13 protein-coding genes and 1 pseudogene are annotated in these 14,504 nt (G+C 60.7%); 11 read left to right on the top strand and 3 right to left on the bottom strand.

The annotated features are described in order from the left end of the window. Position 1 precedes the first annotated feature (1 nt). The 6 genes from wecB to HJG53_RS16930 all read left to right on the top strand — a co-directional run bounded on the left by wecB (position 2) and on the right by HJG53_RS16930 (position 8,023). A complete protein-coding gene (gene wecB, locus HJG53_RS16955) occupies positions 2-1,135 on the top strand; it encodes a non-hydrolyzing UDP-N-acetylglucosamine 2-epimerase (protein WP_171132433.1) in 1,134 nt (377 codons plus the stop codon). A gap of 3 nt (positions 1,136-1,138) precedes the next feature. Beyond that, positions 1,139-2,407 carry a glycosyltransferase family 4 protein gene (locus HJG53_RS16950; RefSeq protein ID WP_171132431.1) on the top strand — a complete coding sequence of 423 codons (1,269 nt, stop codon included), beginning with the start codon at positions 1,139-1,141 and terminating at the stop codon, positions 2,405-2,407. 52 nt (positions 2,408-2,459) lie between these two features. Continuing rightward, positions 2,460-3,809 (top strand): O-antigen ligase, encoded by a 1,350-nt coding sequence (locus HJG53_RS16945; protein ID WP_217352919.1) that lies wholly within the window; start codon positions 2,460-2,462, stop codon positions 3,807-3,809. A gap of 39 nt (positions 3,810-3,848) precedes the next feature. Then, positions 3,849-4,562, top strand: a complete 714-nt coding sequence (locus HJG53_RS16940; protein ID WP_254447847.1) for a polysaccharide biosynthesis/export family protein — start codon at positions 3,849-3,851, stop codon at positions 4,560-4,562. A 15-nt stretch (positions 4,563-4,577) separates the two neighbouring features. Continuing rightward, positions 4,578-6,800, top strand: coding sequence for a polysaccharide biosynthesis tyrosine autokinase (locus HJG53_RS16935; protein WP_171132427.1), 2,223 nt, complete (start codon positions 4,578-4,580; stop codon positions 6,798-6,800). Positions 6,801-6,994: 194 nt separating this feature from the next. Continuing rightward, positions 6,995-8,023: a hypothetical protein gene (locus tag HJG53_RS16930; RefSeq protein WP_217352918.1), complete on the top strand. Its 1,029-nt coding sequence runs from the start codon at positions 6,995-6,997 to the stop codon at positions 8,021-8,023. Positions 8,024-8,441: 418 nt separating this feature from the next. Here HJG53_RS16930 and HJG53_RS16925 read toward each other — a convergent pair whose 3' ends face one another. Further along, positions 8,442-10,505, bottom strand: coding sequence for an FG-GAP-like repeat-containing protein (locus HJG53_RS16925; RefSeq protein WP_171132423.1), 2,064 nt, complete (start codon positions 10,503-10,505; stop codon positions 8,442-8,444). A 204-nt stretch (positions 10,506-10,709) separates the two neighbouring features. Beyond that, positions 10,710-11,768 carry a tyrosine-type recombinase/integrase gene (locus HJG53_RS16920; RefSeq protein WP_171132421.1) on the bottom strand — a complete coding sequence of 353 codons (1,059 nt, stop codon included), beginning with the start codon at positions 11,766-11,768 and terminating at the stop codon, positions 10,710-10,712. Between the two features lie 117 nt (positions 11,769-11,885). Here HJG53_RS16920 and HJG53_RS16915 point away from each other — a divergent pair, with 117 nt between their 5' ends. From HJG53_RS16915 to HJG53_RS18435, 5 genes are all read left to right on the top strand, one after another. Then, entirely contained in the window at positions 11,886-12,149 is a 264-nt protein-coding gene (locus HJG53_RS16915) for a hypothetical protein (RefSeq protein ID WP_171132419.1), read from the top strand. A gap of 205 nt (positions 12,150-12,354) precedes the next feature. After that, entirely contained in the window at positions 12,355-12,777 is a 423-nt protein-coding gene (locus tag HJG53_RS16910; protein WP_171132417.1) for an antitoxin Xre-like helix-turn-helix domain-containing protein, read from the top strand. 188 nt (positions 12,778-12,965) lie between these two features. Further along, positions 12,966-13,343, top strand: a complete 378-nt coding sequence (locus HJG53_RS16905; RefSeq protein ID WP_171132415.1) for a hypothetical protein — start codon at positions 12,966-12,968, stop codon at positions 13,341-13,343. A 44-nt stretch (positions 13,344-13,387) separates the two neighbouring features. Further along, positions 13,388-13,534 carry a hypothetical protein gene (locus HJG53_RS16900; RefSeq protein ID WP_217352917.1) on the top strand — a complete coding sequence of 49 codons (147 nt, stop codon included), beginning with the start codon at positions 13,388-13,390 and terminating at the stop codon, positions 13,532-13,534. A gap of 453 nt (positions 13,535-13,987) precedes the next feature. Beyond that, positions 13,988-14,266: a hypothetical protein gene (locus HJG53_RS18435; protein ID WP_217352916.1), complete on the top strand. Its 279-nt coding sequence runs from the start codon at positions 13,988-13,990 to the stop codon at positions 14,264-14,266. A 6-nt stretch (positions 14,267-14,272) separates the two neighbouring features. On the opposite strand, the pseudogene HJG53_RS16895 reads toward HJG53_RS18435, so the two are convergent. Next, positions 14,273-14,504: pseudogene (locus HJG53_RS16895) on the bottom strand (recombinase family protein); the annotation flags it as partial.

The raw sequence follows: 14,504 nt of genomic DNA, 5'->3' as shown, positions 1-14,504 counted from the left end.
GATGAAGAAGCTCAAGGTGATGACGGTGGTCGGCACGCGCCCGGAGATCATCCGGTTGTCGCGCGTGCTTGCCGCACTCGACCAGCATTGCGATCACGTGCTCGTCCACACCGGCCAGAATTATGATTACGAGCTCAGCCAGGTGTTCTTCGAAGATCTGAGCATCCGCAAGCCCGATCGGTTCCTAGAGGCCGCCAAGGGCAGCGCCTCGGCGACGATCGGCAATATCCTGATCGCAATAGACGAGGTGTTGAAGGAGGAGCAGCCTGACGCACTGCTCGTCCTCGGTGACACCAACAGCTGCCTGTCGGTGATCCCGGCCAAGCGCCGCCACATCCCGATTTTTCACATGGAAGCCGGTAATCGCTGCTTCGATCAGCGTGTGCCTGAGGAGACGAACCGGCGCATCGTCGACCATACGGCCGACGTGAACCTGACCTACAGCGATATTGCACGCGAGTATCTCCTCGCCGAGGGCTTGCCACCGGACCGCGTCATCAAGACCGGCAGCCCGATGTTCGAGGTGCTTCACCATTACATGGATCGCATCGATGCATCCGACGTGCTGGACCGCCTCGGTCTGACCGAGCACGACTATTTCGTCGTCAGCGCGCACCGCGAGGAGAACATCGAGTCCGATCGGACCTTCTTCCGCTTGGTCGAGATCGTGAATCACTTGGCGCACGCCTATGACCGCCCGGTGATCGTCTCCACCCATCCGCGGACCAAGAACCGCATCGATGCTGCAAGCGTATCGTTTCACTCCAGGGTCGAACTCGGCAAGCCGCTCGGCTTTCACGATTATGTGCGGTTGCAGAAATCGGCCCGTGCCGTGCTATCGGACAGCGGCACGATCACCGAGGAATCCTCGATCCTGAACTTTCCCGCAATCAACATCCGCGAGGCGCATGAGCGGCCCGAAGGGATGGAAGAAGGGGCGGTGATGATGACCGGTTTGAGCCTTGAGCGGGTGCAACAGGCGCTCGCCATCCTGGAGAGCCAAGGGCGAGGCGAGCGCCGTGACCTGCGGCTCGTGGCCGATTATTCCATGCCCAACGTCTCGGCCAAGGTGGTGCGCATTCTCCACAGCTACACCGACTATATTCGGCGGGTGGTCTGGCGGGATTATGAGTGAGCCGTGCGGATCCTGATCGTCAGCCAGTATTTCTGGCCTGAAAATTTCAGGATCAACGACCTGGTGGAGGAGTTGGCGGGACGAGGGCACGATGTGACCGTGCTGACAGGTCAGCCGAATTACCCCGAGGGCCATTTATTTCCGAATTTCCGGGCCGACCCCAAGGCGTTCCGGCGCTTTGGGGACGTACCGGTCATTCGAGTGCCGATCGTGCCGCGGGGCAGTTCCAGCGTGCGGCTGGTGCTCAACTATCTGAGCTTTGCAATCAGCGCCTCGGTGGTGGGTGTCTGGAAGCTGCGCCGGCAATCCTTCGACGCCATTTTCGTCTTCCAAACTTCGCCGGTCACGGCGGCGCTCCCAGCGGTTCTGCTACGCCGCCTGAAGCGGGCGCCGATGCTGATGTGGATTCTGGATCTGTGGCCAGATACGCTTTCAGCGATCGGCGTCGTGAAATCGCCGCGGCTCTTGGCCCTAGTCGGGGCGTTGGTGCGCTTCATCTACCAACGGTGCGATCGCATCCTGGTGCAGTCGCGCGCCTTTGAACCCAAAGTCGCAGCCTTGGCGGGCCATAGCGACACCATCCGCTATTTCCCAGGCTGGGCCGAAGGGGTTTTCGCAAGCGGTGGCTCTTCCCCACAGCCGGCGCCGGAACTCGCGCCCTATGCGAACGACTTCAAGGTGCTGTTCGCCGGCAATATCGGCGAGGCGCAGGATTTTCCTGCCATCCTCGACGCAGCCGAAAGGCTGAGGGACAGGCCGGGCTTGCGCTGGATCGTTGTGGGAGACGGGCGCGCGGCCCCGCAGGTGCGCGCGGAGATCGCGCGCCGGCGCCTTGAGGAGAAGGTCATCCTGCTGGGACGACATCCTCTGGAGCGCATGCCCTCCTTCTTCGCCAGCGCCGACGCGCTGCTGGTGACGCTTCGCAAAGAGCCGATCTGGAGCATGACAATCCCCGGCAAGGTGCAAAGCTACCTTGCTGCCGGCAAGCCGCTCCTAGCCATGCTAGATGGGGAGGGCGGTCGCGTCATCACCGAAGCACAAGCCGGCCTGGTCGCGCCGGCGGGAGACGGCGGGGCCTTGGCCACCAATGTCGAGCAGCTGATGGCGGCCGATGGCGGCATCCGTTCGCAGATGGGGCGTAACGGCCTGCGATATGGCCGGCGGGAGTTTGACCGCGAGAGCCTTGTTGACTCACTCGAGGCATGGATTGGCGAATGCCATAGTGCCCGATCGCCTGCGCCCCAGGTTTCGTTCGGCCGCCCAGTTTCATAAAGACCTTCGAATGCACGTGTCTCAACGCTCTCTCTTGCGGCTCAAGCCCAGCTTGTCCCTTGTTCTCCTGGTCGTCTACCTAGGGGTGCTCTGGTTGGCCGGGGGAGCGTCTCGCGCCGACGCACTCGGTCAGGTCGTGGTCCGCAGCGTTGCGTGGATCGCATTGATTATCGTCATTCTGTTTGGTGCACGCCCCTCTTTTGGAGGAATGAAGCCTGTGCTGCTTCTGCTCGCCGGGGCGGTGCTACTCACGCTGCTGCAGCTGGTCCCGCTGCCGCCTGGCATTTGGCAGGCATTGCCTGGCCGCGCGTTCTTCATGGAAGCGGCTGCGGCGAGTGGTCAGGAACAGCCATGGCGGCCTTGGTCGCTTGTTCCCGGCGCCACCGTCAATGCGGCATCTTCGCTGATCGTGCCGATTGTGGCGCTCGTACTAGTTGCAGGACTGAAGGAAGCGGAGAGGTCCTGGCTGCCGGGACTGGTTCTGAGCCTCATCGTGGGCTCCACCTTTCTCGGCCTGCTCCAGTTCTCGGGCGCCGGCTTCAACAATCCACTCATCAACGACACCGCCGGACAGGTCAGCGGCATCTTTGCCAACCGCAACCATTTTGCCTTGTTTGCGGCATTCGGTTGTATGCTGGCGCCGGTCTGGGCCTTTCTGGACGGGCGGCAGCCCCAGTGGCGCGGCCCGGCAGCGCTAGGACTGGTGCTGTTGTTCGCATTGACGATCCTGGCGACGGGTTCGCGGGCTGGTCTCTTGCTTGGTGCTCTCGGATTGGGGCTCGGCCTGGTCATGGTTGGGGAAGGGATCAGGCGCGAATTGCGTCGATACCCTCGCTGGGTCTTCCTCGCCATCCTCGCCGGTATCGTTGGTACGATCGTGATCTTCGTGCTGATCAGCATTGCGGCAGACCGCGCAGCAGCGATCGAGCGAGTGCTGGACCTTGATGCAGGCCAGGATCTGCGTGCTCGCACGCTGCCCACCGTTCTCGATCTAATACGGGATTATTTCCCTGCTGGATCAGGGCTTGGCGGTTTCGATCCAATTTTCCGCAAGCATGAGCCTTTCGATCTGCTCAAGCTCAATTACTTCAATCACGCGCACAACGATTTTCTGGAAATCGCTATCGACGCAGGGCTGGTGGGCATCCTGCTGCTGGCTGCTGGTCTGCTTTGGTGGGGCTTGGCGAGCGTAAGGGCGTGGCGAGTAGGGGTCAGCCCGCGCCATGCCGTGCCCAAGCTGGGATCGGCAATGTTATTGTTGATTCTCATCGCCAGCATCATCGACTATCCAGCGCGAACGCCAATGATTATGGCGGTCATCGTCATAGCGGGCGTGTGGCTTTGTGAGCGGGCAAAGGGTTCCCGCGGCTCAGCTTTACCCGGGTCCGGCCAACCCTTATAGAGCACCTGCTCCCCAACAGACTGGAAGCTTCTCGAACGTATGCGTAAATTCTGCATTGTTCTTCTGATCACGGCCGCAGTTTCGGCATGCGGGCGCAAAATGCCCTTGGTGTCGACGCAAAATCTGACTGTTGTCCAGAATAGCAACGTCTTGCCTCCGCCTGATCGTAATGATCTGACGGCGGCTGACCGCCCTTCGCTTATTGGACCGCTCGACACCATTCAGGTCGACGTCTTCAACGTTCCGGAACTCAGCCGTGAGATGCAGGTCGATGCGAGCGGCCGCATTTCCATGCCCCTGGTTGGCACGGTCGATGCACGAGGGAAGACGGCGGGAGAATTGGCTGAGGCGATCGAGGCAGCGCTGCGCGGCCGCTATGTTCGCAATCCAGAGGTCACCGTTAATATCAAGAGTTCTGTTAGTCAGGTGGTGACGATCGATGGCCAGGTCGTTGAACCAGGCCTTTATCCAGTTACCAATCAGATGACGCTGATGCGGGCGATCGCCTCGGCAAAGGGGCTGTCGGAGTTCGCGGATGAAGACGATGTTGTCATCCTGAGGACTGCGAACAATCAGAAAATGGCCGGTTTGTACAACGTTTCGGCTATTCGGCGGGGCGTCTATGACGATCCGCCGGTTTTCGCCAACGATGTGATCGTAGTAGGTGACTCGCCGCAGCGGCGTCTCTTCAGAGATTTGGTGTCGGTCTCGCCAGTGCTGGCCGCGCCACTTATTGCAGTTTTGCAGAAGTAAAGGTTCGGCATTGTCATGAATTTGGTCGCATCTAACCTGCGAGGCAGTTTTCCTACGGCTGCGCCACTCCTTGCTGACGCTCGGACCGCAGAAGCCGACCGCATCCCCGCTATTCGCCAATACTTTCGTATCGCCCAAAGATGGCGGTATGTTATTCTTGGCGTAATAGCTTTGAGCATAATCTTTGGGCTCATTGTGACATTACTGATGACGCCAAAGTATACGGCAGCATCAACTATAGAAATCTCACGAGAATCAAACCAAGTTACTGGCTTTCAGGGGGTGGAGCGAGAGACAAGCGTCGCAGACCAAGAATTCTATCAGACTCAATACGGCCTTTTGCGATCAAAGTCGCTTGCCGAACGAGTGGCCGCTCAACTGAAGCTTTCCGACGACCCGAAATTTTTTGAGATGTTCGGAGTGGGTGGCGATATGCCAGTCCTTGAGATGGTGAACGGGCGGTATCCCGCTTCGGGCCGCTTGGCACGGCAGCGGATTGCTGGCGAGATTCTGCTCAAGAATCTGGACGTTGCGCCCGCCCGCCTCTCAAGGCTCGTGGACATTCAGTTTACCAGCCCCGATCCGACCTTTTCGGCCCGCGTGGCCAATGCTTGGGCTGAAAACTTTATTCAGACCAACTTGGAGCGTAAGGTGCAAGCCACCTCCTACGGTCGTAATCTGTTGGAGCGTCAGCTGGGACAGCTGAAAGACAAGCTCGACGAATCGCAACGACAACTCGTTGCCTACGCATCCGCGCAGAAAATTATCAATTTGCCTGCTCAATCCGGAGACGGCAGGACAACAGTGGAGCGTTCGATCGTCGTCGACGATCTTGCAGCCCTGAACACGGCATTGTCCCAAGCAACGGCAGATCGCATCCAGGCGGAAGCGCGTTACCAGCAGGCGGGCCGTGCTGGCGCCTCAACTGAAGCATTGCGCAATCAGGCCATCAATAGCCTACGCCAAAAGCGCGCAGAGTCGGCGGCCGAGTACCAGCGGCTGATGACTCAGTTCGAACCGGGATATCCAGCTGCAAGGGCGATCCAGTCTCAGATTGATCAACTTGACCGCAGCATTGCGCGGGAGGAGGGACGGGTTTCTGGCTCCCTTCGCGCGGATTATCTTGAGGCCGTAGAGCGAGAACGTGCGCTACAGGGCAGGGTTGATCAACTAAAATCCAACTATCTCGATCAACGCCGCCGGAGCATTCAATACAACATCTATCAGCAGGAAGTTGATACCAATCGGGCGCTCTATGATGGCGTTCTCCAGCGCTTCAAGGAGATCGGTGTTGCCGGAGGCGTAGGAATCAACAACATCGCCATTGTGGATTTGGCTAAGGCTCCGGAAGAACCTTCAAGTCCTCGTCTGATCCTGAACCTTGCGATCGCGCTTCTGGCAGGCATTGGGCTGGGAGCACTTATCGCCTACGCGCTCGAACAGATCGACGAAGCAATCGCAGATCCGGCTGAAGTGGAACGTCGGCTTGGATTGCCGCTTCTGGGGTCCGTTCCGAAGTTGGAGGAGGGCACTCCCAAGGAGGCATTGCTCGATCGTAAGTCTGAGTTGGTCGACGCCTATCTAGCCATTCAGACTAACCTTTCCTTCACAACTGAACATGGCGTGCCGCGGTCGTTTGCGGTCACGTCGACTCGTCCTGCTGAGGGCAAGTCAACAACCGCTCTAGCTTTGGCTACAACCCTCGCCCGCGCCCATCGGAAGGTCATTCTGGTTGACGGGGACATGCGCTCGCCATCGGTCCACCACCTCGGCGGGGTTTCCCATGACCTTGGCCTTAGCAACTTCCTCTCTGGTCAGGACAATATCGACGCGCTCACGTTCAAGATGACCGACTTTGGCTTCACTGCGATGTCAGCTGGCCCCATTCCTCCAAACGCTGCCGAACTGCTGACAGGTCAGCGGCTGTCGTTATTGGTTACGCGTCTGCTCGAGACGTACGACCATGTGGTGATCGACTCTCCGCCCGTGATGGGTTTGGCCGATGCACCGCTGATCGCTAGCCATGTGGAAGGCGTGATTTATGCGGTTGAGTCGCACGGCATTCGGTCAAGCATGGTCAAAACCGCACTTGGGCGCCTCGCAAGCGCCAATGCGAGGATCATTGGCGGCGTGCTGACCAAGTTCGAGGCCAAGAGGGCCCATTACGGCTATGGTTATGAGTATGGCTATAACTATGGCCGTGTAGGAGACGCTGAAGCAAAGGCTGCGCGCGGCTGATGCCACAAAGCGGCTTCGCCTCGCGGCGTACGCCGGTGGAGTGGGGCCTCCGGGGAGCGCTCGCTCTGTTCGCGGCTGTGGTTGGATATGTGAGCGTTAGCCAAACTTTCGGGTTTGCCCTTAAAGCAAATCCACAGCGCGCGCATGCGCTGGCGCCAGGCGACGGCCGGATCACCGCGAGACTTGCTCAGAAGATGCTTCTGAGCAAGCAAAGCGCTCGTGCAAGAGCCGCAGACCTTGCACGACTGGCGCTGCGGCAGGACCCAACGGCTGTTCAAGCCGTCGCCACGTTGGGATTGGATGCCCAGCTGCGTGGCCATACCGCGGCAGCGCGACGACTGTTGGTTTATGGAAATGCCCTATCGCGGCGCGATCTTCAGTTGCGGCTTTGGGCAATAGAAGACGCGGTTGGTCGAAACGACATCCCGGCGGCGTTGGTGAACTACGATGTGGCGCTTCGCACTTCGCGGACAGCTCCGGAGTTGCTCTTTCCCGTCCTTGCGGCAGCTACAGATGATCAGGCGATCCGCTTGGCTCTGGTCAAGACACTTTCCGGCAAGCCAGCCTGGGCCGAAAGCTTTATCTTCCATGCGGCGGTCAATGCTCCCAATCCGCGTGCAGTGGCTTCTCTCTACAGAGATCTACGTCGGGCCGGGGTGAGTGTTCTAGACGAAGCAAGCTCCGTCGTTATCAATCGCCTCATCTCAGGAGGCTTCTGGGAAGATGCTTGGTCCTATTATGCGGCCATTCACCCGGGCGCCGATCGGCGGACGTCACGGGACCCGCTTTTCACATCCCGCAGCACCACGCCCTCGCTGTTCGATTGGACGCCGATCAATGATGCGGGCGTCACCACTTCTATTCAGCCCGGCAACCAAAAAGGGGTTTTCGACTTCGCAGCGTCTCCGAGTGTGGGCGGAACTTTGCTGCAGCAGATACAGGTTCTTCCAGCCGGGGATTACCGTCTCGTGGGCCGCAGTGCCGGGATTGATCAGGATGAAGGCGCGCGCCCTTACTGGATCCTCACTTGTCGACGTGACGGTCGCGAGTTGGGACGGATCGTCCTGCCCAACTCCTCAAGATTGAACGGATTATTTTCCGGTCAGTTCAGTGTGCCCAGCGGATGCCCGGTCCAGGTCCTTGCTTTAGTTGCACGTCCCTCGAACTCGGCATCTGGTATGACTGGGCAGATTGAGCAGGCGCGGCTCTATCCGGTTCGCTGAGATGACGGCAAGCAGATCAGTAGGGGCAAAGGGACAAACGTCATGTACCATGTTTGGCTTAGCCTGCTGCTACTCGCCCTGACCACGCCGGCCAGTGCGCAGGAACGGTCTGGTGGACGCACTGCAGAGACCTCGCTCGGTGAGGTTGGGCAACGGCAAAGAAGGGATGAGGCGGCGCCTAATCTCCAACCAATGATCCGGATCCCCAGCCGCGTACAGAACCGTGTTCAATCTCGAATCCGCAGTCGCCTCGACCGTTATTATGATCCGCAAGCAAACGCGGCATCGCCGTTTAAGGTCGCAGGAGAGCAGGCGCGCAAGGCGGGTGGGCCGAACCGCCGTTAGCTGGTGTTCGGCCACACCCTTGGCGTGAATACCCGGCATGTCTGTAGCTTGGCTCTTGAGCCAAGCTTTGCCATCAGCCGAGTGCGAAGAAGTCTGATGCGGTAGCGACGAAGACTCCGTTGTTGCCGAAGCCGATGAGGTCTGCGCGGCCGTCGGCGTTGGTGTCGGCGAGCATGCGGGGGTATTTGTCGTTGTCGGTCCAGCCGCCGGCGGAGGCGTTCTGGCCCATCAGGCCGACGTCGAGGACGGGTGCGGCGAAGCGGCCATCGCTTTGGCCGAGCGCCACGTAGACGCCGGATCCGCCAAAGCCGACCAGGTCGGCGCGACCGTCGCCATTGATGTCGGCGACCTGGCGCGGGAAGGCGGTCTGGCTGGCCCAGCCGCCTGCACCCGGATCGGCGCCGAAGCTCGATGAGGCGAGATATGCGGCGCCAAAACCACCATTGCCGTCGGCCAGTGCGGCAAACACGCCGGCGCCGCCGAAGCCGACGAGATCGTCCCGGCCGTCGCCATTGACGTCAGCCAGCAGGCGTGGACTGGCGTCATTGTTGGTCCAGCCACCGGCGCTCAGGTCGGCACCGAAGCTGGTCGACGACAGATAGGCGGAGCCAAAGCCGCCATTGCCGTCAGCCAGTGCGGCGAACACGCCGGCACCGCCAAAGCCGACCAGGTCGTCCCTGCCGTCACCGTTGATGTCGCCGAGCAGGCGCGGGTGCGCCTTGTTGCTCGCCCAGCCGCCTGCCGACAGGTCAGAGCCGAACGAGTTCTTGGCGAAGTAGGCTGAGCCGAAGCCGCCATTGCCGTCAGCGAGAGCTGCGAACACGCCGGCCCCGCCAAAGCCGATCAGATCGTCCCGACCGTCACCGTTGATGTCGCCCAACGTGCGCGGCGCCGCATCGACGCTTAGCCAGCCACCGGCGCCCAGGTCGGCGCCGAACAGGCTGCTGGCCTGATAGGCGGAGCCAAAGCCGCCATTACCGTCGGCGAGTGCTGCAAACACGCCGGCACCGCCGAAGCCGACCAGGTCGGCGCGGCCGTCGCCGTTCACGTCACCAGTCATGCGTGGATACACCGAGCCCTGCGTCCAGCCACCCGCGCTCGGATCCGCACCAAAGCTGCTGCTCGCCTGCGTGACGCTCGACGCAAAGAAACTGGTCGGAACCGTGAAGGTCTGAACACCGCCAGGACCATCAAACGACAGCCGCTCCACACCTTCCAGCCGGTCATTCCCATCCGGTCCGACAACGCTCACACGACCATTGCCTTGATAGACGAGACTATAACCTGACTTGAGGCCGCTGAAGTAGGCAGTGTCGATGCCAGAACCACCAATCAGAATGTCATCGCCACCCAGCCCGAACAAACGATCAGCCCCATCGAGCCCATTTAGCAGGTTAGCTGCGCTGTTACCAAATATAGAGTTGTTCAGATCGTTGCCGGTGCCAGTCAGACTTTCCGAGCCGAGTAAAATCAGATCTTCGATGGAGGCACCTAGCGTGTAGCTAATGCTCGACTCGACAGCATCTGCATCACCGCCATCAGCATCTTCGACAACCACATCTCCAGTAGAGTCCACGACATATACATCATTGCCAAGGCCGCCGCTCATACGATCCGCGCCCGATCCACCGTCGAGGCGGTCTGACCCGGCGCCACCCAAGATAGTGTCATTACCGCTCCCACCGAACAGCCGATCATTGCCGCCACGACCATCGATATAGTCCGCGAAGGTGCTACCAGTCAGCGTGTCGATACCGTCAGTGCCTATCAGATCATTGTCTTCAACAGTAAATGAGAGTGTGGTCGTATCTGTTCCATTATCGAAAACCCGCCCAGACGCTTGAATACGGACGGTGAAGGTTTCGGTGTCCTCGTCAATAATGTCGTCGAAAATTGATATTTCCGGAAGATTGATAACGTAATCAGCCGTTTGAGAAATTGTGACGTTATAGCTTCCAGAGTAATTTGGAACTATCACATCCGAGTTGTTTGTGACAGTTGATTGGTTTTGTAGGAACGAGAGGCTGACCGTTCCACTCGCCGAGTTAACATCTCTAAGAACAAGAGCGATTCGGATTACGTTATCACCTTCACGGACAACGAACCGAGGAGTAGAGACAAACGCGGTGGCGGCCATAGAACGCTCCCTTGCACACAAATTTCAGGCTGAACATTGCGAGCGTGGAACGGTTCCCCGAACATGCGGAAAGGGCGGATTCGCTAATGTAATCAAGCCCGAACTTGGCTGGGCAGTCACAATCCAGCGCTGACGTGCCTACCGATCTGCTTACATCTGAAGCGTCGACATATCGACATGTCGAATATGGTGCAGAACAATCTGCTATAGCTTTCCGACGACCCGCGCGGCGGCATTCGCCTCCACCGCCAACGCCTGCGCATAGCGGGCCGGCTGGGCTGGGCTTTTCCACCTGAGCGCCTGCATGATGCCGGCCAGGTCCTGGCCGCTCGCAAACAGGTCTTGGGTGAGGCCGACGCGAGTCGAGTGGGCGGTCAGCCCGGCGCGCCACGCGTCAAAGTCAGCCGCGCCGATGCTCTCCAGCAGCCCGGCTGCGCGCGCCGCGTCCAGCATCGCGCGGTAGATCAGCGTTACGGATTGAGCGGTTAGCGCAGCGCCCACGGTCCAGATATCCGCGCCCGTTTTGTCGCGCGTCCGATGCAGCCGCCGATAGACCGCGCCGTCGCGGATGTCGGCCGCCTGGCGCCAGCCGGACAGGGCGGTCATGGTCCGCGGCGACAGATAGGCATAGGCGCCGGCACCCTCCTGGTCGGCTTTCGAGCGCGGCACAAACAGCCGCCCGCCACCGCTGCTGCCGCGCTCGAGATGGCCGCAGCGGATCGCGACCAGCTCCGAGCGGCGCAGGCCGGTGTCGAAGGCGAGGCTGAGGAGCGCCCTGTCGCGCAGCCCCTGAAGCGTGTCGGCCGCAGCGGCCAGCATCGCCTCGATGCAGACGCCGACAGGACCGGCGGCGGCGAGCGGGTCGGCAACCTCGCCCTTGAAGCGCAGCCCGCGCGCTTGGCGCTGGCGCACGCCGAGCGCGCGGCGCTGCGCCTTGAGCTCGAGGCGGACCAGTTCGGTGCGGGTCGGGTCCGGCTGATCAGCGAGCGCATGCAGCCGCGCGATCGAACTCGCATAGCGGCTGAGCGTCGCGGCCTTTTTGCCGTGCTCGGCCTGGTCGCGGAGAAACGCGGCGACCGTGGCGGGCAGCGCCGGCACGGTCAGCAGCCGGCGCGCCGCGCACCAGTCGGCAAACACGCGGGCGTCTGCGCGCAGCGCCCGCCAGCTGTTCGGGCTCATCGCGCGCCGGGCCGCGTCGATCACCGCGGAGTCGACGGGAGCGGGTGCGGCCGCCAACACGGGAAGCGCGAGGAGCTCGGACATGGTCGCCCAAGCTGCCCTGCCCGGCCCGATTTGGCAAGCGCACCAGCGATAGCAGACATTATCGCTAGTGCAAAATGGAGGTCTGAAGGCGAGTTGAACAACATGAGGAAATAGGAGGTGGCGAAGCCAGATTATGATGCGGAGTTCGAGGACTGGCTGGTGATCGTCACCCGGCGCTGCATCGTTCTGACCGGACGGGTCTATAGCGACCGCAAAGGCCGGTTTGCCGATGGCATCTGGATCCGCACCTCTATGGTCTTGACGTCATTGGATGCGATCGAGAGCGGACAGGTCATCACGACGCTGAATAGCCGCTATCTGCTGTGCCCGGTTCGGGCCAGTGCCGAACCGGGTAGGTACAGCGGGCGAACCCTCCAGTGATCCGCGCTCCAGTTGGCCAGGCGGACTGCACCGTGACACACCGCGCGGGAACCTCACATGCAGCGATATGATCGGCCGCAGCCCGGGTCTAATCGCTTACGACAAAATGGGACACAAAGTGCTTCCTCCACTCTCAGAATGACGCATGTGCGGCGCCGCAGACATGCGGCGATCATAGAGAAATCGTCGCGGGCAGCGCTGGGCTATGTCCAAAAGGAAGAAAGACATCCCTGAGTTAATCGCCGCAGGCGAAGACTCCGGGCGTACCCGGCTCCGCCTGACAGACCCTGCTCTCAAGGCGTTCTTTAACCTGGCCAGGATATGGGAGCTCAGTCCGGCGGAGCAGCGGCGCCTGCTGGGCGGACCCTCCCCTGCCACGCTGCGGCGGTGGCGGCGCGGCGAGGTTCAGAGGATCAGCCCGGAAACGCTCGAGCGCATTTCCTTCCTGCTCGGCATTTACCGGGCGATTACTACCCTCATCCCCTATCCCGCCCGAGCGGCCGCCTGGATGCGCGCGCCAAACCATGCGCCTTTGTTCGGCGGGCGCAGCGCGCTGGATGTGTTGATGAGCGGGCGACTGGACGATCTGCAAGCGCTCCGTCGCTACCTGGATGCCCAGCTCGTCTGAAGCAAAATGGGACGCGAAGATCGAGCTAACGCCGCGCTTGCGACACATGTGGAGATGGTGGCGCGGACTTTCCCGTGCAGTACGTTCGGCTGTCGGTGAAGCCCGCGCACGTTGGCACCTTGCGCAGTTGCTCGACGGGTGTGTCGTTATCACTTGTAATAACGCTCTGTTCCAGCCATCTCTGTTATATGGAACCGCTCGCTCGCACCGCCCTCCGCCGCATGGGTAACTCCACGGGCATGATCGTGCCGAAGGCGATCCTCGCGGCCATGGGCGCGCGTGAGGGCGAGCCGCTCGACGTCAGCGTCGAAAATGGACGGCTCGTCGCGGCACGACCTGGCGAGTTGGTGGAGGAAGTGACCATCTCCACTAAAGAGGAGGCCGAGCTTCAGGCGCTGGCGGCGGAACTGAAAGCCGCGACATCGCGGATGTCGGCACGATTGGAGGAAGCAAGCGCAGCGGTGCGCGCGGCACTCGATCCGGCGCGCGAAACGGAGCTGCGCGTCCGGTTTGAGAAGGAGTTCGCCGGCTCGGGCGAAGGGCTGTTCGAAGCACTCACCCGGTGAGCACGATTGGCGACATTCTTTCTGGTCTTCGACAGGTCATGCTCATGGAGCACCGCGTCGACATGCTGGCTCGCGACGTGGAAGCGCTCACTGCTGCTCATGCCGAAACGCGAGAGCGCGTGATCCGGCTCGAAGTCATCATCGACGAAGCGCGACGGTCGCGGGACACAAGGCGATTGCCGGAGGGCTGAAGAGAAGAACCTGTTCCAAGGCGTGATCTGCGCCAATCCGACGGAAGTGGGAAACTCAAGTCTTTCTCAGCGACGGCGGTGGGGCACGTGGACTGATTGTCAAGTTGTTTACCATGCAGCTGGACGACTTGCAGGTGTTTCGCGCCATCTGGATGCCTAGCTCGTCTGAAAGAAGAATGGGACGCGAAGGTCGAGCCAACGCCGCGCTTGCGACAAACGTGGAGATGGTAGGGCGGGCTTTTCCGTGCAGCCACCATGCCGGCGGATGTCGCCGGTTTCGCGGATCTCAGATGATAAGCATGTCGATGCTGTGATCGCGTGCTCTAGGCACGGTCCGATGCCGACGATCCGAGACCCACGATGCTTATCGCAAAGGCCCTAATCCAAAGCCGCGGGAGTGAAGGGGGACGTGAGCTGGTCTGCGGCTGACGCCTGAAGGGCGAAAGGATCACGGTGCGGGACGGCAGCCACTCGCGCCCGGCTCAGGAACTCGAACCTATGAAGTATAAGTCGCAAGCCCAGCTTGCCGAAGAAGCGCGCTCTCTCTCCGCTGCTCTGGCGGTCGCCAAGCTGGCAGGGTGGTCGCTCGATCCCCTCACCTCAATCGCGCCAAAGGCGTGTCGTGGATTTCTGCACGAGCCGCGATGCGAGCTCGTCCTGATTCCCTATGCGGCCCAGTCGGCCCGAAGCTGCGATTTTGGCCAGGTTGAAGAACGAACACTGAACGCTTGATTGATTCTACCAGGACCGTTGCTGACCACCGACCTCGTAGATATCGGCTTCCATGGAGCAATTGTAGCTCTCTGCGATGTTGAACATCTCGGAGAGGAGGCTTTGGATTTCCTCATCAAGGGAAATGCCATCCGGATCGGGGTCATAGGCGACGGTCAGTTTGTAATCACAATTGCCGTTTTTTACCATGGCGTAGTCGCGTTCCAGCATCGCCTCAATCCGCTCCCGAGCGGGTTTT

The sequence above is a fragment of the Sphingomonas sp. ID1715 genome (assembly GCF_013044515.1).
Classification (GTDB): Bacteria; Pseudomonadota; Alphaproteobacteria; order Sphingomonadales; family Sphingomonadaceae; genus Sphingomonas_B.
This window is presented reverse-complemented; position numbering and strand designations above follow the sequence as displayed.